Annotated in this window: 20 protein-coding genes and 1 riboswitch; of the genes, 10 read left to right on the forward strand and 10 right to left on the reverse strand. The window is 63.0% G+C overall.

From position 1 onward, the window contains the following. Positions 1–13: 13 nt before the first annotated feature. The 6 genes from GXP39_05765 to GXP39_05790 form a co-directional block, all read right to left on the reverse strand. Entirely contained in the window at positions 14–778 is a 765-nt protein-coding gene (locus tag GXP39_05765) for an SIMPL domain-containing protein (protein ID NOZ27546.1), read from the reverse strand. A 958-nt stretch (positions 779–1,736) separates the two neighbouring features. Continuing rightward, complete coding sequence (locus GXP39_05770) at positions 1,737–2,606, reverse strand: purine-nucleoside phosphorylase (protein ID NOZ27547.1); 870 nt, start codon at positions 2,604–2,606, stop codon at positions 1,737–1,739. A 37-nt stretch (positions 2,607–2,643) separates the two neighbouring features. Next, on the reverse strand, positions 2,644–3,528 hold the full coding sequence (locus GXP39_05775) for a tyrosine recombinase (protein NOZ27548.1): 885 nt from the start codon (positions 3,526–3,528) through the stop codon (positions 2,644–2,646). A 362-nt stretch (positions 3,529–3,890) separates the two neighbouring features. Beyond that, positions 3,891–4,511, reverse strand: a complete 621-nt coding sequence (locus GXP39_05780; protein ID NOZ27549.1) for a sigma-70 family RNA polymerase sigma factor — start codon at positions 4,509–4,511, stop codon at positions 3,891–3,893. Between the two features lie 116 nt (positions 4,512–4,627). Beyond that, positions 4,628–4,894, reverse strand: a complete 267-nt coding sequence (locus GXP39_05785; GenBank protein ID NOZ27550.1) for a winged helix-turn-helix domain-containing protein — start codon at positions 4,892–4,894, stop codon at positions 4,628–4,630. Continuing rightward, positions 4,798–5,271: an FHA domain-containing protein gene (locus GXP39_05790; GenBank protein ID NOZ27551.1), complete on the reverse strand. Its 474-nt coding sequence runs from the start codon at positions 5,269–5,271 to the stop codon at positions 4,798–4,800. The genes GXP39_05785 and GXP39_05790 overlap by 97 nt, the downstream gene beginning before the upstream one ends. Before the next feature lie 432 nt (positions 5,272–5,703). On the opposite strand from GXP39_05790, the gene GXP39_05795 reads away from it, so the two are divergent. The 8 genes from GXP39_05795 (at position 5,704) to GXP39_05830 (ending at position 14,469) form a co-directional block, all read left to right on the forward strand. Continuing rightward, positions 5,704–7,437, forward strand: coding sequence for a serine/threonine protein kinase (locus GXP39_05795; protein ID NOZ27552.1), 1,734 nt, complete (start codon positions 5,704–5,706; stop codon positions 7,435–7,437). A gap of 236 nt (positions 7,438–7,673) precedes the next feature. Beyond that, positions 7,674–7,828: riboswitch (FMN riboswitch) on the forward strand. A gap of 80 nt (positions 7,829–7,908) precedes the next feature. Beyond that, on the forward strand, positions 7,909–8,757 hold the full coding sequence (locus tag GXP39_05800; protein NOZ27553.1) for an ABC transporter permease: 849 nt from the start codon (positions 7,909–7,911) through the stop codon (positions 8,755–8,757). A 48-nt stretch (positions 8,758–8,805) separates the two neighbouring features. Beyond that, the gene (locus GXP39_05805) at positions 8,806–9,831 is read left to right on the forward strand and encodes an ABC transporter substrate-binding protein (protein NOZ27554.1); all 1,026 of its coding nucleotides are present in this window, start codon (positions 8,806–8,808) and stop codon (positions 9,829–9,831) included. A gap of 33 nt (positions 9,832–9,864) precedes the next feature. Beyond that, the gene (locus GXP39_05810; GenBank protein ID NOZ27555.1) at positions 9,865–10,689 is read left to right on the forward strand and encodes an ABC transporter ATP-binding protein; all 825 of its coding nucleotides are present in this window, start codon (positions 9,865–9,867) and stop codon (positions 10,687–10,689) included. An 8-nt stretch (positions 10,690–10,697) separates the two neighbouring features. After that, positions 10,698–11,801, forward strand: coding sequence for a bifunctional diaminohydroxyphosphoribosylaminopyrimidine deaminase/5-amino-6-(5-phosphoribosylamino)uracil reductase RibD (gene ribD / locus GXP39_05815; GenBank protein NOZ27556.1), 1,104 nt, complete (start codon positions 10,698–10,700; stop codon positions 11,799–11,801). Further along, positions 11,802–12,443, forward strand: coding sequence for a riboflavin synthase (locus GXP39_05820; protein ID NOZ27557.1), 642 nt, complete (start codon positions 11,802–11,804; stop codon positions 12,441–12,443). It abuts the gene before it with no gap. 323 nt (positions 12,444–12,766) lie between these two features. Then, a complete protein-coding gene (locus tag GXP39_05825) occupies positions 12,767–13,975 on the forward strand; it encodes a bifunctional 3,4-dihydroxy-2-butanone-4-phosphate synthase/GTP cyclohydrolase II (protein ID NOZ27558.1) in 1,209 nt (402 codons plus the stop codon). Positions 13,976–13,998: 23 nt separating this feature from the next. Further along, complete coding sequence (locus GXP39_05830; protein ID NOZ27559.1) at positions 13,999–14,469, forward strand: 6,7-dimethyl-8-ribityllumazine synthase; 471 nt, start codon at positions 13,999–14,001, stop codon at positions 14,467–14,469. A gap of 16 nt (positions 14,470–14,485) precedes the next feature. Here the strand turns inward: GXP39_05830 and GXP39_05835 are convergent, their stop codons facing one another. Further along, positions 14,486–15,016, reverse strand: coding sequence for a DUF3090 family protein (locus tag GXP39_05835; protein ID NOZ27560.1), 531 nt, complete (start codon positions 15,014–15,016; stop codon positions 14,486–14,488). A gap of 210 nt (positions 15,017–15,226) precedes the next feature. Next, positions 15,227–16,417, reverse strand: a complete 1,191-nt coding sequence (locus GXP39_05840) for an MFS transporter (protein NOZ27561.1) — start codon at positions 16,415–16,417, stop codon at positions 15,227–15,229. A gap of 439 nt (positions 16,418–16,856) precedes the next feature. Between GXP39_05840 and GXP39_05845 the strand changes: the two genes are divergently transcribed. Beyond that, entirely contained in the window at positions 16,857–17,540 is a 684-nt protein-coding gene (locus GXP39_05845) for a metal-dependent hydrolase (protein ID NOZ27562.1), read from the forward strand. A 96-nt stretch (positions 17,541–17,636) separates the two neighbouring features. On the opposite strand, the gene GXP39_05850 is transcribed toward GXP39_05845, so the two are convergent. Then, positions 17,637–18,386 carry a class I SAM-dependent methyltransferase gene (locus GXP39_05850; GenBank protein ID NOZ27563.1) on the reverse strand — a complete coding sequence of 250 codons (750 nt, stop codon included), beginning with the start codon at positions 18,384–18,386 and terminating at the stop codon, positions 17,637–17,639. Positions 18,387–18,455: 69 nt separating this feature from the next. On the opposite strand from GXP39_05850, the gene GXP39_05855 reads away from it, so the two are divergent. After that, a complete protein-coding gene (locus GXP39_05855; protein NOZ27564.1) occupies positions 18,456–19,328 on the forward strand; it encodes a diaminopimelate epimerase in 873 nt (290 codons plus the stop codon). A gap of 34 nt (positions 19,329–19,362) precedes the next feature. On the opposite strand, the gene GXP39_05860 is transcribed toward GXP39_05855, so the two are convergent. Next, a complete protein-coding gene (locus tag GXP39_05860; protein NOZ27565.1) occupies positions 19,363–20,049 on the reverse strand; it encodes an SDR family NAD(P)-dependent oxidoreductase in 687 nt (228 codons plus the stop codon). Positions 20,050–20,393 lie beyond the last annotated feature (344 nt).

Here is a 20,393-nt window from a genome sequence, read left to right on the forward strand (position 1 = left end):
AGGGAAGGAGAAGTCATTTGATGGCGAACACCACCTGTAGCTGAGCCTGGAAGGTCAGTTCGCCGGGGGCGATGGGTCCGGCGCCGCCAAAGGCCGCTCGAGCCGCTTCCGCGATGCCCATGACCGGGAAGGCTGGAGAGCCGATGACCTCGCTTACGCTGACCACCTCTCCCAGCTCCACGCCGGCCAGCTCCGCCAGCTCTGCCGCCTTGTCTCGTGCGTTCTCCATAGCCTTCGCCCGGGCCTCTGATTCGGCCTCACTGGCGTCCTCGATGTCGAAGCTCACCCCCCAGATGGTGTTGGCGCCGGCCTCCACCGCCGCATCCAGCACGGCGGCGACGGTGTCCAGGTCCCGGATCGTCACCTGAACCATGTTGGATACCCGGTAGCGGCCCTGTGGCTCGGCCATGGGGAGCGTTTCCTTGCCGGGCATCATCGGAGCGGCCATGTAGGGCTCTCGCTCAAAGTTGATGCTGTAGTTGGATGTCTGAATGTCCTTCTCCTCGATCCCGGCCTTTTGTAGCGCCTCCAGGATGGCCGTCATCTGCTCTCGGTTTTTGGCCGTGGCCTCTTTGACCGTTGGGGCGAACACTTCCACCCCGATCTGTGCTCGCGCTACGTCCGGCTCCACGCGTACTTTGCCATGGCCTACCACGGTGATCGTTCGGGTGGCCCCGCTGGCGGGCGTGGTCTGTGGTTGGGTGAACGCCAGTCCGCCCAGGGCGGCACCTAGCAATGAGATGATCAGGATCGCGATCAGGCTTTTCCTGCGTGACATGGGGACCTCCTCTTGGGGTATAGGTTGGCGCGACGTCAGGTCTGCCTGACGTTCATCTCTTAGACGTCAACGTGTGGGTGAGTGTTCCGATGGGAGGCAAACGGCCGGGTCAGGATCGTTGAAACGGCGAAGCCTCTCGGCTGTGTTGGGCCTTTTCCCTATGGGCTCAATGCACGACGTTGATCGTGACTTCACATGGTGGAGGGTAGTTGCCTGTGTTGTCCACCACGACCAGGCGCAATGTGTAGGCGCCGTCAGGCAGGGGAGAGGTATCCCACATGCCCAGGACGCCATCGGCGGGGCGGTCTTGGCCGGTGATGTAGGCGAACTCCATGGAAGTTCCTGCCGGTCGGAACTCCAGTTTGTAGTATTGCATGTTGGGTGTGTTCGCCGTCCCTACGACCTGGACCACGCCGCTCACCGTCTGGTTTTGTCCCGGAGAGACCAGACGGGCCAGGGGATTGGGGCAGTCAGGGGCCGTCACCGGCGGTTCCGTGGGCTCAGGTGGAGGGGGCAGCGGGCGCAACGTCGGGCGTGGGCGCGGCGTCGGCGGTGGTTGGGTTGGCGTCGGCGATGGAGTGGGCGTGGGCTCTTGCGCATCCAGCGCGGGCAGGACGATCGCCGGCGTGGGGGAGGCGGTTCCCTCCATGAAGGGTTGGACCGCCTCCAATAGCACGTTGCTGATGAAGTAGGTGACGCCCATGACGGTCAGGAGCGCTACGGCGACCCCGAACGCGTTATAGACGCGTTGAAGCGCCGCCTCGCGCTCCAGGGCGAAGACGGCTCGTTTTCGCTCCCTGCGCGCCCGGATCACCACGCGCAGGTACCAGAGCGCGATGAACGCACATGTGACGTATACCCAGGACGCGTTGTCGGCGATGAATTGGAGTAAGACGGTCATGCTGGTCCCGAGCCTTCCGCGGGGATATCCCGTGCTGATGCGTGCGTGCCCGCGGCCTTATGAGGTGGGCAGGCTGTCTAGGCGCGATAGGACGCCCATGATCAGTCGGGTGAGACGAGGCGTAATCGTCTTCCCGGCCTCCAGGACCTCCTCGTGGCTGGCTCCCACCTCGGCGTCAGGATCGTCGATGGCGATGTTGCTGATACCGGAAATACCGAGAACGCGCATGCCTCCATGCCGGGCCACGATCACCTCGGGGACCGTCGACATCCCTACGGCGTCGGCGCCCACCATGCGCAAGAAGCGGATGTCGGCTGGGGTCTCGAACGTGGGGCCGGCCAGCCCTGCGTAGACGCCCTCCTTCAATTCGATATCCAGGTCGGCTGCGACCTGACGGGCGAGCTCTCTCAGCGTCCGATTGTAGGCTTGCGACATATCCAGGAAACGGGGGCCAAGCGATGGGTCGTTCGGGCCGCGCAACGGGCTTAACCCTGCCATCCCGATCAGGTTCAGGTGATCCTTGATCAACATGAGATCACCCGCCCGGAACGTGGTGTTGATGCCCCCAGCGGCGTTGGTCACGATCAGCGTCTGAATCCCCATGATCTGCATCACGCGTATGGGGAATGTGACCTGCTGGAGCGAGTAGCCCTCGTAGTAATGAGCCCTCCCCTGCATGACCATGACGGTCTGGCCTGCCAGCCGGCCGATGACCAGTTGCCCACGATGTCCTTCCACAGTGGACACCGGAAAATGCGGAATCTCCGGATAGGGGATGGTTTGCGCGTCTTCTACGTGATCGGCCAGGCTGCTGAGCCCGGACCCCAACACGATCCCCACTGCTGGTTGGTGTCGTGTCCGAGAGCGGATCACCTGAATGGCTGTCTGGAAGTCTTCGACGGTAAATGTGTGCTCCACTTTTTGCATCCTTGTCCGTGTGATGTGGGTTGAATGGGTATGACTCTCAAGAGGATGGATGGTCGGGTCGCTCTTGGAGAAGGGCGGTATATGCCTGCGTGGTCGAGGGGCTGGCATGCCCCAGCAGTTGCTGGACCTCGCGTATATCGGCGCCCTGATTGAGCATGTGAAGCGCAAAGGAGTGGCGCAGCGTATGCGGTGTCACCTCATCGCTGATGCCGGCCGCACGCACGTAGCGTTTGATGATGAGCCAGAGCCCTTGGCGGGTGAGGCGCTTCCCCCGGTGGTTGACGAACAGCGCTCTCTCCTCGCTGCTCGCGCCGAGGCGTGGACGACCGTTGTGCAGGTATTCCCGCAGGGCCTGCACGGCCATCGCGTTTAATTGGACCACGCGCTCCTGATCTCCCCGGCTTGCGCATCGCACGGTGCCCACCGTCAGGTTCACATCCGTCAGGTCGAGCGAGACCAACTCGGTGACCCGCATCCCCGTGGCGTACAGGAGGACCATCAACGCCCGATCCCGTAGCCCTTTGGCGCTGCGATCCTTGGCTGATTCCGCCAGCAGATGTTCGATCTGTTGGCGGGATAGCGCCTTGGGAGGCTGTTTCTTGACCTTGGGAGAGTCGATCGAGGCCGTGGGATCTTCCGCGATCACGCCGGTTTGCTGGATGAATCGAAAGAAGGACTTGACGGCGGCGACTTTTCGGGCCACGGTCGACGTGGCATACTCTCGATCCTTGAGATGCAGGATGTAATCGATGATGTGAGCCTGGTTTACATCGGACCATCCCGGGTTGGTGGGCAAGCGGCCGGAATTGCTGATGTAGGTGAGGAATTGGGTCAGATCATTGCGGTAGGCGGCGATGGTGTTCGCGGAATAGTTCTTCTCGACGATCAGGTAGTCCAAAAAGGCCTGGACCTGTTGTTCCATGATGATTCTCCTCTGAACTTGCCACCGCGCGAGGCTTGGGGCTTTGTGGGCTGAGATGGTAGGGCTGACATGGACATTCTACCACAGCTTTGCATAAAGCGAAAACACCCTGATACGCAGAGTGGCGCGCCTTTTGTGGGGTGAAAATGAGGGGCAGGGAGAGGAGCATGGCTCATCCGTGGTCGAGGCGAAGGATGGACCAGCGATATCGAGCGGCAGCCATCCACCGCCGCTCGCAGGGCGGGTATGGGGGTCGGCCATCAGGGCCTGGGCTGTGGCCGGGCAGGTCAGAGGCAGTGGATCAACTCGCTCATAGAGCGTGTGTGAGAAATGCCGTTGCTCTTGCTATGAGGACGTCGTCGTCACGCGGGTATCCACGCGGTGCCGCGGCGGAGGGCATATCGCCGTGCGTAGGGCATGGCTTGAGGCACGCGAGAGGCGACCAACGCGTCCCTGACGGCGGCCCGGGCGCGGGACAGCCGGGATTTCACCGTGCCTACCGGGATGTTCAACACCTGTGCGATCTCCGGATAGGAGAGCCCCTCCACATCGGAGAGCACCAGGACTGTGCGCAGCGTGGTGGGGAGCCGATCTATCGCCTGGGCGATGCGCTCGCCCAGCTCTTTGCGAATCACCGCGTGCTCCGGCCCCTCGGTGTGGGTGGGCAGTGAGAGGTCACCATCCAGCGTGGTCGCCATCTCCTCCAGCGAGAGCGCCTGGCGCACCTTTTGCCGGCGCAGGTGGTCATAGCAGGCGTTCGTCACGATGCGGAGCAACCACGCTCGGAAGGAGCCACCGTGGAAGGTGTGTAGGTGGCGGAACGCTTTGAGGAAAGCCTCCTGCGTGATATCGGCAGCGGCCTCGCGATCTCTCACGATGCGCCAGGCCACGTGGTATGCCTGATCCTGATACTTTTCCACGAGCGGGTTGAACGCCGTCACATTGCCTTGTTGCGCGGCTCTCACGAGCATCTCCTCGTCCATCGGTCCTCCTCCTTCGGGGAAGTGGGCGTTTACCCACTCCTATCGTAGCACCACATGGTTCGGAGGGTCGGATCGAAATCGGACCGAATTCGGACGAGATTTGGGCGGAAACGGGTTTATTCCGTCTCCAGTCGGAAGCCGAAGCCGCGCACGGTGTGGATGAAGCGAGGGTGTCGTCCTTCGTCCCCCAGGCGGGCGCGCAGCCGGCTGATCATGCGGTCGATGGAGCCATCGCATACGGCTCCGCCGGTGTGGGCCCATACCTGCTGGGCGATCTCATCCTTGCTCACCGCACGGCCCTTGGCCCGCCAGAGGAGCAGGAGGAGGGTGAACTGGGTGGGCGACAGGACAGGGGGGGATCCAGGAGGCGGCCATCCACCCATACCTCTCGCCGCTCCGGATCCACCCAAAGGCCGTGTTGGGGAGATGCAGGGGCGGCGACCTGGGTTCTTGTCGCCGCCGGATCGTGGAAGCGGAGCTGTATGTCGGCCAGCTGCAGTACGCAGCCGTCGTCCAGCCAGGCCTCCTGCACTCGCTGGCCATCCAGGAAGACGCCATTCTTGCTGCCCAGATCACGGACCCGGTAACGCCCATCCTCCCAGAGGATCTCCGCGTGTCGCCGTGAGGCGAATGGATCCTGCAGGACGATGTCGTTATCGGGCGCCCGGCCGATTCGAGTACATTCCCGGTCCAGCGTGTAGGTTGTGCCCGCGTCAGGGCCGCTCAGGACGACCAGCCGTCCTCGTCCCGTAAAGCTCATGATCTTCACCCCCAGGCCGCTGGTCGGTGAAGCTTAGCCAAAAGCCTGGCCTTATGTTAGAATCCATCGCTGCTATTAAGAGTGTGTCTGAGAAATGCCGTTGCTTCTGCTATGGGGAGGCCCGGAGGGACTTCGCCCCTTCGGAAAAAGCCCTTCTTACGCCTTCGACCTGCCTCGCCTCGGCTTAGATCCCTGCGGAAGGGGCCGAGAAAGGCAGGTGCAGGCCGGAAAAGTGGGATTTCTGTGGAGGGGACCTCCCCTCCACACCTCCCCCTGTGGAGCTGATAGCTGAGGGAGCCCCTCAGACGTCTTATCGGTTAAACTCTCAGACACGCTCTAAGATTGTATCCGGATCGTTGCCATGTGCCAAGCGGCTCTCTGTGGTGTTACAGGCTGTGGCCGATCCCGGAATCAGCCTCTTTGAGGGGCATCGTGCGGGCAGATGAACTGATCGGGCGCACCGTAGGCCGCTATCGGATCGAGAAGACGTTGGGTGTGGGCGGCGTTGCTGTGGTTTACGTCGCCTGGGACATGGCCCTCCACCGCCCGGTTGCCCTCAAGGTGTTGCTGCCCCATCCTTCTCTACCTCCCTCCGTTGTGGAGCGATTCCGCCTGGAGGCCATAACCGCTGCCCGGTTGGATCACCCTGGCATCGTGCCCATCTACGATGTGGGCGAGGACCAGGGGCTGGTTTACATCGCGATGAAGTGGATCCAGGGCGAGACGCTGGCCGACGTGCTGGCTCGAGCCGGACGGTTATATGAGGGGGACGCGATACGGTTGGTGGCGCAGGTGGCCGAGGCGCTGGACTATGCCCACCGACAAGGCGTGATCCATCGAGATGTGAAGCCGGCGAACATCCTGTTGGCCCGGGAAGAGGACAGCGCCACCGACGCGGGCGTGTGTGCTTATCTCACCGATTTTGGGGTCGCCCGGGCGCTGGATGCACCTGACCTGACCCAGGCAGGCTTTACTGTGGGCACGCCCGCGTACATGTCACCGGAGCAGGCGGCGGGGAAGCGTGCCCTGGATGGGCGTAGCGACTTATACAGCCTGGGAGCTGTGCTCTATCACTGCCTGGCCGGGCGCCCCCCCTTCACCGGCGGGACACCTCATATCCTCTACGCGCACGTGTATGAGGCCCCGCCTCCGCTCCCCGCCGATGTGTCGCCGGAGATCGCTGCCATCGTCGATCGGGCGCTGGCGAAGGATCCGGACCAGCGGTTCCAGACCGGGGAGCAGATGGCGGCCGCCCTGCGATCCCTGCCAGCCCCACCTTCCCGGCAGGGACTCTCCCCTGTTTCCTGGCCTGCGGGCCCGCCGGGTGATGCGGCGGCGGGGGCGGAACGAAAGGGGCGGTGGCGAGGAGTGCGCCGGCTTGCCTTGGTTGGCGTTCTGCTGTTGATGCTCTCGGCACTGGTCGTTGGCGGTTGGGCGGCGGTTTCCCGCGCGCGTCGAGAGGGCTCGACGCCGACGCCGACGGCGACCTCGCCCGTGGCGGCGATGGGGTACGCCCGCCGATTCACTCCTCCCCCCACGCCGACCCCCTTGCCGACGCCCACGGCTACATCGACGCCGACGGCCACACCCCAGCCGACTCCAACCCCTTCGCCCACACCGGTGCCGACGCCACGTCCCGTGGTGGTGCCTCCTTCGCCCACGCCTACGCCGATGCCCACCCCCGTCAACGTCTGCCCCATTGCGCCGCATATCGCTTTTATGGAGTGGTTATCCGTTCCCGAGCAGGCGGAGCAGATCGGATGTCCGACAACGGGGGCTGTGATCACCTCGGCTGTCTTTCAGCGCTTTGAGTATGGGCAGATGATCTGGCGAGAAGATCGCCGCCTGATCTACGTGCGCTACGATGATGGCGGCTGGGAGGTGGTGGAAGATACATGGCAGGAGGGAGACGCTCCTGTTGATCCGAACCTCACCCCTCCTCCCGGGCTTCGGCAGCCGGAACGACGTCTGGGAAAGGCATGGCGAACGTATCCCTATATCCGAGAGCGCTTGGGATGGGCCACCTCCGAGGAGATCTCCTTTGAGGGGGTATTCCAGTCCTTCGAACACGGCGAGTTGATCGCGCAGCCGCCGGATCGCGTGTACGTCTTTCTGGAGGATTTGCGTCTGCGCCTCCTCTCATCGGAGGAGGGTACATCGCCGTAATCGGGCTTGAAAGAGAAGGCCCCGATCATGGCGACCTTCGATTGCGATGAGAGGCTTGGGAGGGTGGGGCTCCATCTGCCAGGCAGCGATGTAGGGCCATGCACTCGGGGCTGTAATTCATGTTGATGGGGGCAACTCACAATGCACTCACAGCAAGCCCCCCGTTTCCTCCGCCTCGTTTGACCGGGGCGCCTTTTGTGGTTATAATCCCCGCAAATCGCATAATGAGGAAAGAGAAGCACCTTCGGGGCAGGGTGAGCCTCGTTTCGGCGGGGCAATTCCCGACCGGCGGTATGGCCTGGACTATCAGGCCGAGCCCGCGACCCGCGTGAGCGGTGGATCCGGTGAGAGGCCGGAGCCGACGGTATAGTCCGGATGGGAGAAGGTGACGGATCGCTTTGTGATCACGCGCGGTTGGTCCGCAAGTCCCGGAGGTCTTTATGGCTTCCGGGCTTTTTTTGTGGCTTGAAGATGGGGAGGGGATCGGTGGCTGTAGGAACGAGAAGACAGACGTGGGGACGACGGCTCGCTGCGGCGGGGCGGCCGGATCTCCGGCGATGGATCATACGCAACGCGGAGACGCTGCTGGTTCCTGTCGTGTTGATCGTCTTCCTGGTCGTGTGGGACCTGATCGTCCGGGTGCGGGGGTATCCGGCGTTTATCCTGCCCTCGCCGGCCAGGGTGTGGGCCAAGTTCCTGATCGTGGCCTCAGACGGCACGCTGTGGCGACATGCCCAGATCACGTTGCTGGAGATCGCAGGCGGTCTGGGCATCGGCGTGCCGCTGGCCTTGCTCATCGGATATGGGCTGGCCAAGTCCTCCTTCCTCGAGCGGTTGCTCGCCCCTTATATCGTCGCCTCACAGGCGGTTCCGGTGGTCACCATCGCCCCTTTGGTGTTGATCTGGTTTGGCTTTGGCGCGCTGTCCAAGGTGTTGATCTGTGCTCTGACCGTCTTCTTCCCCATGCTGGTGAATACGATCATCGGCATCCGGTCCGTTGACCCGGATCTGGTGGCGCTGATGCGGTCACTGCGGGCAACGCGCTGGCAGACCTTCGTGCTGTTGGAGGTTCCGGCGGCCTTGCCCGTTCTGTTCGGGGGGCTGAAGGTCTCCGTGACCCTGGCTGTGATCGGCGCCGTCGTCGGCGAGTTCGTGGGAGCGGATCGGGGCCTGGGATTCCTGTTGAACCTGGCCCGGGGGATATTGGACACCCCATTGCTCTTCGTCGCCCTGTTCACGTTGGTTCTGATCGCCCTGGCCTTGTATCTGGCGGTGAGCTTGCTGGAGGCACGGTTGCTGCGGTGGCGGCAGGAGGAGTGATGGGCGCCGATGGGATAGGCTGAGAGACCAAACATCAGGAGGTTGTGGATGTCCTTTCGTAGGTTGCTTTTATGGATGGCGGTGCTATTGACCCTCGCCGGGTGTGTCCCACCGATGATGTCGACGCCTCAGCTGGCGGAGACGGGTGTCGGCGCATCGCCTCCGCCTCTGGAGAAGCTGACGCTCGGATTGGGATATATCCCCAGCGTGCAGTTCGCTCCCTTCTACGTGGCCCAGGCAAAGGGCTACTTCCGGGAGGAGGGATTGGATGTCACATTCCGGCACGGTTTTGAGACCGATTTCATCAAGTTGGTGGGGACCGATGAGTTGCACTTCGCCGTCGCCAGCGGGGAGGAGGTGATCCTGGCGCGAGCGCAGGGGTTGCCGGTGGTGTACGTCATGACCTGGTACAACCAATTCCCAGTGGTCGTATTCGCGTTGAAGGAAGCGGGGATCGACTCGCCGAAGGCGTTGGAGGGACGCCGGGTGGGGATCCCAGGGTTGTTCGGGGCCAGCTTTGTGGCGTGGAAGGCCTTGGTTTACGCGGGCGGCATCGACGAATCGAAGGTGACGCTGGAGAGCATCGGCTTTACCCAGGCGGAGGCGGTGAGTCAGGGCCGGGTGGATGCGGCGATCGATTACGCCGTCAACGGGCCGGTGCAATTACGCCTGGCCGGGCGAGAGGTCAGCGTGATTCAGGTGTCGGATTACGTCGATCTGCCGTCCAATGGCCTGGTGACCAATGAGAGGACGATCGCCGAGCGGCCGGATTTGGTTCAGCGGGTGGTGCGGGCGACATTGCGAGGCCTTCAGTACACGCTATCCCATCCCGATGAGGCGTTCGCCATCTCCGTTGAGGCCGTGCCGGAGGCGGGCGGCGAGAACGAGCAAGTCAATCGGGCGATCTTCGACACCGTTTTGGAGGAGTGGCGCCCTCCTGAGGGGACCCCGTTGGGATGGACGGATCCTGAGCGATGGGAACAGGCGGCTCGGTTCATGCGGGAGATGGGGTTGATCGATGTGGATGTGGACACGAGCGTCCTGTTCACCAACCGGTTTGTGGAGTCACCGTAGATCGTGAGTGAGCGAACTGCTGTGGTCGAGGGTGTGCGCCCGACGACGCCGCACGATCACGTGTTGTCGGCGGAGGGGGTGACCAAAGTCTTTCATAGCGCCCAGGGGCGTGTGCTGGCGCTGGACGACGTCTCCCTGCGGGTGGGGGCGGGGGAGTTCGTGTGCGTCGTCGGGGCATCGGGATGCGGCAAGTCGACGCTCTTGCGCGTGCTGGGGGGGCTGATCCCCCCCACGCGAGGGCGCGTCCTGTTGGGGGGAGAGCCGGTGATCGCCCCTCGCCGTCGCATCGGCTTCGTCTTCCAGCGAACCAACCTCATGCCGTGGCGCACGGTGCTGCGCAATGTGATGCTGCCGTTGGAGATCGCCGGCGTCTCCCGGGAGGAGGCGGTGGCTCGGGCCCGGGCGTTGATCGGGCTGGTCGGGCTGGAGGGGTACGAGCAGGTGTATCCGCATCAGCTCTCCGGCGGCATGCAGCAGCGGGTGGTCCTGGCGCGGGCGTTGATCCACAATCCGGCGCTGCTGCTGCTGGATGAGCCGTTTGGGGCGTTGGACGCGCTCACTCGAGAGCGTATGAACCTGGAGCTGTTGCGCATCTGGGATCTACGACGTCCGACGGTGATCCTGGTGACGCACAGCATCGCGGAGGCTGTCTTCCTGGCCGATCGTGTGTTGGTCATGCAGGGCCCACCGGGGCATATCTCCCATGAGATCACGGTCGATCTCGGGCGGCCTCGCACACTGCAGATGATGTACGGAGAGCGGTTCGCCGCTCTGGCGAGGCAGGTGCGGCAGGCGATCGGCCCGCTGGCGGATAATGGCGGGTGGGGGGAGGACATCCACCGTGGAGGTGCGGAATAGGCGACGGAATGGATGATGGGTTTATGCGCCGGGCCCTGCGCCTGGCTGAGCGTGGCCGGGGACGCACCAGTCCCAACCCCATGGTGGGGGCTGTCCTGGTCCGGAATGGCCGGGTCGTGGGAGAGGGGTTTCATCCCCGTGCAGGCGAGCCGCATGCCGAGATCATGGCTTTGCGACAGGCTGGGGAGGCTGCTCGGGGGGCGACGCTTTACGTTACCCTGGAGCCGTGCTGTCACTTCGGCCGGACGCCCCCCTGCACCCAGGCGATCATCGCCGCTGGGGTGGCTGAGGTGCATATGGCGATGTTGGACCCCAATCCCCGGGTGGCCGGGCAGGGGCGCGCCGAGTTGGAGGCGGCCGGCATTCGCACCTTCGTCGGCGAGTTGGAGGCGGAGGCGCGTGCTCTCAACGAGGTGTTCATCCATTGGATCACGACGGGGCGTCCTTTCGTCCTCGTTAAGTTCGCCATGAGCCTGGATGGCAAGATCGCCACGCGCACGGGTGACTCGCGCTGGATTACCGGACCGGAGGCCAGGAGACGAGGACATCAGTTCCGTGATCAGGCTGATGCGATCCTGGTGGGGGTGAACACCGTCATCGCGGACAATCCACAACTGACGACGCGGTTGGACGGAGCCGACGTTCATCATCCCCTGCGGGTGATCCTGGATAGCCGCGGGCGCATCCCTTTGATCGCTCGGGTGTTGGATCCGGCCTTGCCCGGCCGGACTATGGTGGCGACGACCGAGGCGATGTCTCTGGAGCGGCATCGGGCTCTCGCCTCTCGAGGAGCCCGGGTATCGGTCTTGCCTTCACGAAATGGACGCGTGAGCTTGCCGGACCTGTTGGAGCGGTTGGGGCAGGAGGAGATCACCAGCGTGCTGGTGGAGGGGGGTGAGACGGTCATAGGGGCCTTCTTTGCTCATCGGCTGGTCGACAAAGTGGCGGCCTTCATCGCCCCCATGATCATCGGCGGGCGGGAGGCGCCTACGCCGGTCGGCGATCTAGGTGTGGAGCGGATCTCCCAGGCTCTTCGCCTGGAGCGGGTGCAGGTGGAGCGAGTTGGCTCTGATCTGCTCATCACCGGCTACCCGTCCTGGCAGGAGGCGTAGATGTTTAGCGGTATCGTAGAGGAGATGGGGACGGTGCGTCGCATGAGGCGGCGTGGGAGGTCGGCGACGCTGGAGGTGGCTGCCCGGCAGGTGTTGCAGGGGACGCGGGTGGGCGATAGCATCGCCATCAACGGCGTCTGCCTGACGGTCACGATCCTGGAGCCGGGATGGTTCGCTGTGGATCTGACGCCGGAGACCTTACGACGCACCAACCTGGGGGCGCTGCGCCCGGGGAGTCCCGTCAACCTGGAGCGCAGCCTGTGCGTGGGAGATCGCATTGGGGGGCATTTCGTGCAGGGGCATGTGGATGGCGTTGGTCGGGTGGTAGCTCTTGTGCCGGAGGGGGAAGCGGTCCTCGTGCGCTTCCACGCGCCGTCCTCGGTGACACGGTACCTCGTCCCCAAGGGGTTTATCGCCGTGGACGGGGTCAGCCTGACGGTGGTGGAGCGGTGGGCCGAGGGCTTTACGGTTTCCCTGATCCCTCATACGATGGCCCATACCCTGGCGGGGCGTTACCAGATCGGCGATGAGGTGAATCTGGAGGTGGATGTTTTGGGCAAATATGTGGAGCGATTCCTGTTGGAGCGAGAGGGGGAAGGGGTGGGTTACGAGTTCTTGGTTCGGTATGGATTTGCGCGTTAGAGGTTATTAGAGGGCGATAGCCTCGGGGAAGCCCCTCCGCACCTCCCCTACAAAGCGGACTGTTGTCCGCTTCGAGCACGTATGGGCAGGTGCAAAGACTCGAGATATAGCCCTTCAAAGGGACTGCCTCTATGGAGAGGCCCGGAGGGGCGAAGCCCCTCCGGAAAAAGCCTGTCTCCCGCCTTTGACCTGCCCGGCCTCGGCCTGGGTCCTTCGGAAAGGGCCGAGAGGGGCAGGTGCAGGCCGGGAAAGGGGGAGGTGGTGGCTGAGGGAGACCCTCAGCCACCTTACCGGTGAATGTTCAGAACGTTCTAAGGGGGGATATGGCGCTGGCGACGATCGAGCAGGCGTTAGAGGAGCTGCGGGCGGGACGGATGATCATCGTCGTGGATGACGAAGGCCGGGAGAACGAGGGCGATCTGGTGATGGCGGCGGAGAAGGTCTCGCCCGAGGCCGTCAATTTCATGGCCGCTCACGGGCGTGGATTGATCTGTGTGGCGTTGACGGGGGATCGCCTGGACGCTTTGCGAATCCCCATGATGGTCCCGTCGGATGGGAACACCTCACGCTTCCAGACGGCCTTTACCGTCTCTGTGGACGCCAGACATGGCATCACGACGGGGATCTCCGCACCTGATCGGGCGATTACGATTCGCGCCCTGGTCGACCCGGCGACCCGGCCGGAGGATCTGGTGATGCCCGGACATGTCTTCCCTCTGCGGGCGCGAGAGGGAGGCGTGTTGGAGCGGGCCGGGCACACCGAGGCGGCGGTGGACTTGGCGCGGCTGGCGGGATTGCGGCCGGCCGGCGTGATCTGCGAGATCCTGGCGGAGGATGGGAGCATGGCCCGGATGCCGGATCTGGAGGCCTTCGCCGCTGCTCATCGCTTGAAGATCGTTCGTGTCGCCGATTTGATCGCTTATCGTCGCCAGCACGAGAGGTGGGTTCGGCGTGTGGCCCAGGCGCATTTGCCCACCCGGCATGGGACGTTCGCCATCCTGGCCTACGAGGAGGCCGCCACCGGCGCGTGTCACCTTGCTCTGGTGATGGGGGAGGTGGATGACGACCGCCCCGTGTTGGTGCGAGTGCACTCCGAGTGTCTCACGGGGGAGGTCTTCGGCTCCCAACGGTGCGACTGCGGTCCCCAGCTCGACCTGGCGATGCAGCGGATCGGCGCGGAGGGACGCGGGGTTGTGCTTTACCTGCGCCAGGAAGGGCGTGGGATCGGCTTGTGCAACAAGCTCCACGCGTATGCCCTGCAGGAACAGGGGATGGACACCGTGGAGGCGAACGAGCAGTTGGGCTTCCCTCCTGACTTGCGGGACTATAGCGTCGGCGCTCAGATCCTGCTCGATCTCGGGGTGCGAGAGCTTCGGCTGCTGACGAACAATCCTCGCAAGGTGGCGGGGCTGGCGGAGTACGGACTGCATGTGGTGGAGCGGATTCCATTGGTGGTGCAGCCGACGCCGGAGAATCGATTTTATCTGCGGACTAAGCGGGAGAAGCTGGGGCATCTCCTGGAAACATTCTGAAAGTTCCGATGGGAGGAATCGATATGGGGCAGGTCTGTGAGGGGACGCTGCTTGGGCAGGGATTGCGGTTCGCCCTGGTCGTGGCTCGTTTCAACGAGTTCATCACCGGCAAGCTATTGGAAGGCGCGCGGGATGCGCTGCGGCGACATGGTGTGGCGGATGAACATGTGGATGTTGCCTGGGCGCCGGGAGCTTTCGAGATCCCGCTGGTGGCCAGGTGGTTGGCGGAGAGCGGCCGCTATGATGCGGTGATCTGCCTGGGGGCGGTGATTCGGGGGGCGACTCCCCACTTCGATTTCGTGGCGGCCGAGGCGGCCAAGGGAGTAGCCTCCGTGGGGCTGAGCACCGGCGTGCCCGTCATTTTGGGTATCCTGACCACGGACACGATCGAACAGGCCATCGAGCGCGCCGGCACCAAGGCCGGGAACAAGGGGTTCCACGCGGCCATGGCCGCTATCGAGATGGCGAACTTACGGCGGGAGATCGCGGCGTGAGAGGGGCGTTGGGGGATTACACGAGGCCGTGGCGCCCTTGATGCCCGTTGCTACGGGGGCAGAAATGTCCGGTCGGATCGATGGGTTCGCCGCACAACGGGCAGATGGGGCGTCCGGCGGCGACCACCTCGGCGGCATGCCGGCTCAGCGCCCGCGCCTGGGCCTTGCTCATCCAGAAGCGAGCGGTCATGGGCGATCGTATCTCGGCCTCCTCCTCGGGAAGCAGTTCCTCCACGATGACGACCACCTGCTCGTGGTTCTCCTCGTATCCCAGTCCCATTTGCCCGATGCGGAACTCGGGATCGACGGGCTCGTGTAGCGTCAGATCAATCTGTTCCTCGGGCTCGTCCGCTTCTTTCTCCCCGAGCTGCTCTAGCAGCTGGTCGATGGCGCTTGCCAGGGCGGCTGCCTGCTCCTTCTCCATGATCATCGTTAACAGCGTCAGCCCCTGGCTGGCCTGCAGGAAGAACGTGCGCTGCCCGGGCGGGCCTATGGTCTCCACGGTGATGTGGCTCACGGGATTGAAATCATATGTCAGCTCAGCCATACGTCCCCTTGCCTCAAATCGCCCTCTGCTTTCCTCTTGACTCACTTGCTCGTTCTGACTCGCCAGCGTCCTCTTCCACCATCTCACGTTTCCGTGCGGTGCTATCTCCGATCCCATTGTACTCGAAAAGCCGGGTGGGGACAAAGCGGCGCCCGAAAGCCTGATCCACCGTTCAATCGTTGCCTGTGCGGGACGCCGCACGATGTGGGGCTACCCCCGGACGTGTGGAGCCCCCAGCCTGCTGTACGCCAGCGCCCCTACGGCGGCCAGCAGGGCGGGGATGGCGAGCGAGGAGAGCGCCAGGGTCAGCCCCCAGTGATCGGCCAGGTAGCCGGTGACCCATGCCCCGATGCCGCCCACCAGCCATCCAGTGCCCAGCACCAGCCCGGAGGCCACGGCGGGCATGTGGGGCCAGGATTCATTGCCCATGACCAGGTTGATAGGGAAGGGCATGCCGCTGAGGATGCCGAAGATGGCCACCAGGGGCAGCGTCATCCAGGGAGGCACGTGCAGAAGCAGCAGGAGCACAGGGGGCATGGCCAGGAAGGCGATCATCTCCGTCTGCCAGCGGCCGATGCGATCGGCCAGCATCCCCCCGACGATAGATCCTCCGCCCAGGCTGAACAGCATCACGGAGAGCGACGCGCTGCCGACGAAGATCGCCTCGCCGCGGCTCTGATACAGGAGGGGGAGGTAGGTGGTGAAGCTGCGGTGCAGATACGCGTGCATCATGGCGATGATCATGGCCAGGATCAGTCCTCCCAGGCGCCCGTTGCGGGCGACGGCGCGCCGACGTGCGGATTCCTCGGCATCGACCCCGCCGCGGGGCAGCCAGCGGAACAGGAGGATCCCCATACCCACGCCGATGGGGATCAGGATCGCCGTGCCGCGCAGCCCTGCGCTGGCGATGACGGCCGTGATGAGGAGCGGGGAGAACGCAGCCCCCAGGTTGCCGCCAACGGAGAAGAGGGACATGGCGGTACCGCGCCGGGTGTGGCTGGCTGCGGAGGTGGCGGCTGCGCCCACCGGATGGAAGATGGCCGAGCCTAAGGAGCCCAGGGTGACCATCACAGCCAGCGCTGCGTAGCCTTTCGTGAACCCCACCAGCCCCATGATGATGCCGATCCAGATCAGGCTGAGCGCTCCCCAGAATCGGTTGTCATGTCGATCTGCCAGGTAGCCCATCAGCGGCTGTGGGATCGTGCCGCTGGCCCCGGACAGGAGAGAGAGAAGCCCGATTTGTGAATAGGTCAATCCCAGGGTGGAGACCAGGATCGGGTAGATGGCCGGCAGATAGTTGTTGCATAGCTCTAACGTGAAGTGTCCCAGGGCGGCCGCGCTTAAAGCCGGGTTGATGGCCGGCCGGGAGAACCGGAAGGGAAGGATACGAGGGAGATGCATGGGATGACACCGTTACCTCTGCGTTGGATTTCGGCTATTGTAACCTCGCCTCGCACTCTTGTAAAATAGCCATCTCGTTATGGTGGTGTATCTTTTCCTGCTTTTGGCCTGCTGTTTTTGGGGGGCTATCCCGCTTTGACAGCGGCCATGCCCTCTTTTATACTCTGCACTGCAGTGCACTTCCACCGCCTACCTGTAGGCAGGGACGATTCATGAATCGCCCCTGCCCCGGCAACACCCATGAGGGAGACTGCCGGGCTTGGCGCCTCTGTGGTTCTTATGATCTTTTCAGATGCACTCTGATATGCCCAATATGTGGGATATGTTTTTGTGTAGAACACAAGATGTGGGTTGAAAGACCTACACACCCCCACGGTTCGACGCAGGGCTTCCGCTGATGACGAAGGCTCTCCCAAGCGATGATGGCAAGGAGGAAACGATGGCGATCAAGGTTACCTGGTACAGTCATGCTGCCTTCCTGATCGAAACCAACGGCGTCAAACTGCTCATAGACCCCTTCTTCACGGGAAACCCGCTGGCACCGGTGAGCGCTGACGAGGTGGAGGCCGATTACATCCTCGTCTCCCATGGTCATGGTGATCATGTGGGGGATACTGTGGCGATCGCCAAGCGGACCGGGGCGACGGTGATCTCCAATTTCGAAATTCAGAACTGGCTAGTCGCCCAGGGAGTGCAGAATGCTCACCCACAGCACATCGGGGGAGGATATGACTACCCGTGGGGGCGGGTCAAACTAACCATCGCTCAACATGGCTCTGCGCTCCCCGATGGATCTTACGGCGGCAACCCGGCCGGGTTCCTGCTCTACATCGAGGGCAAGAAGATCTACCACGCCTGCGATACCGGCCTGTTCTACGACATGAAGCTCATCGGCGAGGAGGGGATCGATCTGGCGATCCTGCCCATCGGAGACAACTTCACCATGGGGCCCGACGATGCGCTGCGGGCGGTGAAGCTCATCGAGCCCGGGCTGGTCGTTCCGATCCATTACGACACCTTCGATGTCATCCGCCAGGATCCGTATGCCTGGGCGAAGCGCGTGGAGGAGGAGACTTCGGCCCGGGTGCGGGTGATGAAGCCGGGGGAGACGCTGGAGCTGTAGGAGCGGGAAATCGATAGGCGGATATGCCCGGGCGGGTTCATCCTCAGTGATGATGCCCGCCCGGCTTTCTCCGTGGGGCTCTGCGCTTGATGGATCTCACCCGGGTTTGTGGGCCAGCATCACCAATCGTCGGGCGGTGTGGTCATATGGGCCACCCTCCAGGCTCCCGTATGCCTGGATCTTGACGAACCCGACATCGTTTAGCAGCTTGCCCAGCTCGGCCGCTGAATACAGCCGAAGGCCCAGCCGGAATTCCTCTCGCCGGCTTCCACGGATGGCGATCCAACGATTCTCGAGCCAGCTCCAGTCCCGGGTGATGGTGCGTTCCTCCAGGAAGAGCGTGCCATCTTCTTCCTCATGCCAGTCCCGCTCTCGGAAGACGCGCGCGAGTACCTCTTTCCCCATCATGTCCATGAGCAGCCGCCCGCCGGGCTTGAGGGAGGCGAAGAAGTTCTCGGCCACCCGGCGATCCTCGGCAGGATCCTCGAAGTAGCCGAAGGAGGTGAACAGGTTGATGATGGCGTCAAACGCCCCTGGCCGACGGAAATCTCGCATGTCCGCCTCGATCCACTCGACCTGCACGTTGGCCTCCTGTGAGCGTCGGCGGGCCTCGTCCAGGTAGGCGGCCGTGCGGTCGACGCCGGTGACCTGGAATCCACGGCGGGCTAACTCCAGGGCATGTCGCCCGGGACCGCAGGGGAGGTCCAGGATGGATGCCCCCTCTGGGACCCCCAGCAATCTCAAGGCGGCCTCCACCTCGGCCGGGGCTGTCTCCCAGCGTCGCCGGTGGAACATCCGATCTCGCGTCTTCTCCCAGAATCGGTCGTCATCATGCCATCGGGTCATGGGGGTGCCTCCTGGATCGTCTTCACGCCTGGAGCGGGACGGTCGTAGCTGAGTGATGGGATGCTTTGCATGGCAGAATACCACAAATATCACGCTTTAGGTAACGACTATCTGGTGATCGATCCGGTGACCTGTGATGTGCTCCTGACACCTGATGCCGTGCGGACGATTTGCGATCGCCACCGTGGAATCGGGGCTGATGGTGTGTTGTATGGGCCTGTGCCTGGTGAGCGGGAGTGGACTCTACGGATCTACAACGCCGATGGCAGCGAGGCGGAGAAGAGCGGTAACGGGGTGCGGATCTTCGCTCGGTACCTGTTGGAGGCAGGCTACGTCGCCACGGAGCGGTTCACGATCGCCACGTCGGGGGGAGAGGTGGAGGTGCATCTGGAGGCCGCCGATGGGAGCGTGAGCACGGTGGACATGGGGCGGCTGACGTTCTGGAGCGAGGAGATCCCCGTGTCCGGGCCGCCTCGTGAGGTGCTGCGGGAGCGGGTCACCGTGGCCGACCGGGAGCTCGAGTTCTCCGCCGTTTCCATCGGCAACCCGCACTGCGTCATCATCCTGGACGAAGTGGACTGGCGGGTGGCTCGTACGTACGGCCCTTTGTTGGAGGCGCATCCCCTGTTCCCGAATCGGACGAACGTCCAGTTCGTGCGCGTGCTGGATCGGAGGAACATCCGCATCGAGATCTGGGAACGGGGGTCGGGATACACGCTGGCCTCGGGCAGCAGCAGTTGTGCGGCGGCGGGCGTGGTCCATCGGTTGGGTAGCTGTGATCATGAGGTTACCGTGCATATGCCTGGTGGGGCGCTGGATGTTCGCATAGCCAATGACGGCCGGGTATGGCTGCGCGGCCCGGTGAACAGCATTGGCCGAGGGGAATTCTCGCAGGAGTTTAAACGTATCCTTCGCCTACCTGTGGGCCGGGGCGATTCATGAATCACCTCTGCCCCGGCAACGCCCATGAGGGAGACTACCTCCCTCGGTATAGCTTCCTGTTTCTTCTTTCGATAATGGAATCTATCGTTGTCTGGGGGAGCAACTCAAGAAGAGCGGCGAAGCCAGACATGTACCCCACCTGATATCTCCTTTTCGGCTTTGGGCTGGTAAGCGCCTTATAAACGACTTTGGCCACCTCTGAGGGCTCGGTTCGCTTTTTATCGAACTCTCTCAGATCCCTTTGGGTTTTTTCCAACGCCCTCGCGTACAGCTCATATCTTTCCCTGGGCCAATTTTGTACATCCTCGGCTAGGGTGCGATATGTCCTTTGGGGAGAGTCGGTTTTTATGCCCCCGCAGCGGATTAGGATGCTTGGGATGTTCCAGGGCATGAGCTCGATTTGGAGGGTTCTGGCGATGAAGTTGACCGCAAAATCGCAGGCATGGATGTCCGTTAAGTAGGGGCTTGGCAGTAGTGCCGGTGTGGCTATCCAGAGCACGCGTCCCTTGGCCTCGCGAAGCAGCGGTAGGAAGGATTGTAACAAGGCGACCGGTCCGAGGACGCGAGCTTGTAGTTCCGTGTGGAATCTGTCCAAATCCAGTAGTTCGATGGGGGCGATGCTTCCACCCCCGGCGTTATTGATCAACCCGTACAATCCCTCAAGCTCTCGATGTCTCAACTCCTCTTCGACAAACGCCCGGACTTTCTGGATATGGTCCAAGTTTGTCAAATCGAGAGGATAGGTTGGGATCAGGTTGGGTCTTCGCAGCTCTTCTCCACATCTTCGCTCTTTCTGACGGTTGCAAATACCGTGAAATCGTTTGCCGACAGATGGGTTGCGATGGCGCGGCCTATGCCCGAAGAGCAGCCGGTGACCAATACAGCCTTTTGGGCGTAGCTGTTTCGTTGGGTTTTCCTTGCAAAGTGCAATGGGTTTACCTCCTTCTTTTTGATCCTCACTCGTACGCCAGAGCCTCTCGCACGCTGACCTGCGCCGCGCGCAGGGCTGGCCAAAGGCTTGCCAGCGCCGAAAGCGTGGTCACGATCAGCAGCCAAAGCGTTACT

The organism is Chloroflexota bacterium (assembly GCA_013152435.1).
Lineage (GTDB): Bacteria > Chloroflexota > Anaerolineae > DUEN01 > DUEN01 > DUEN01.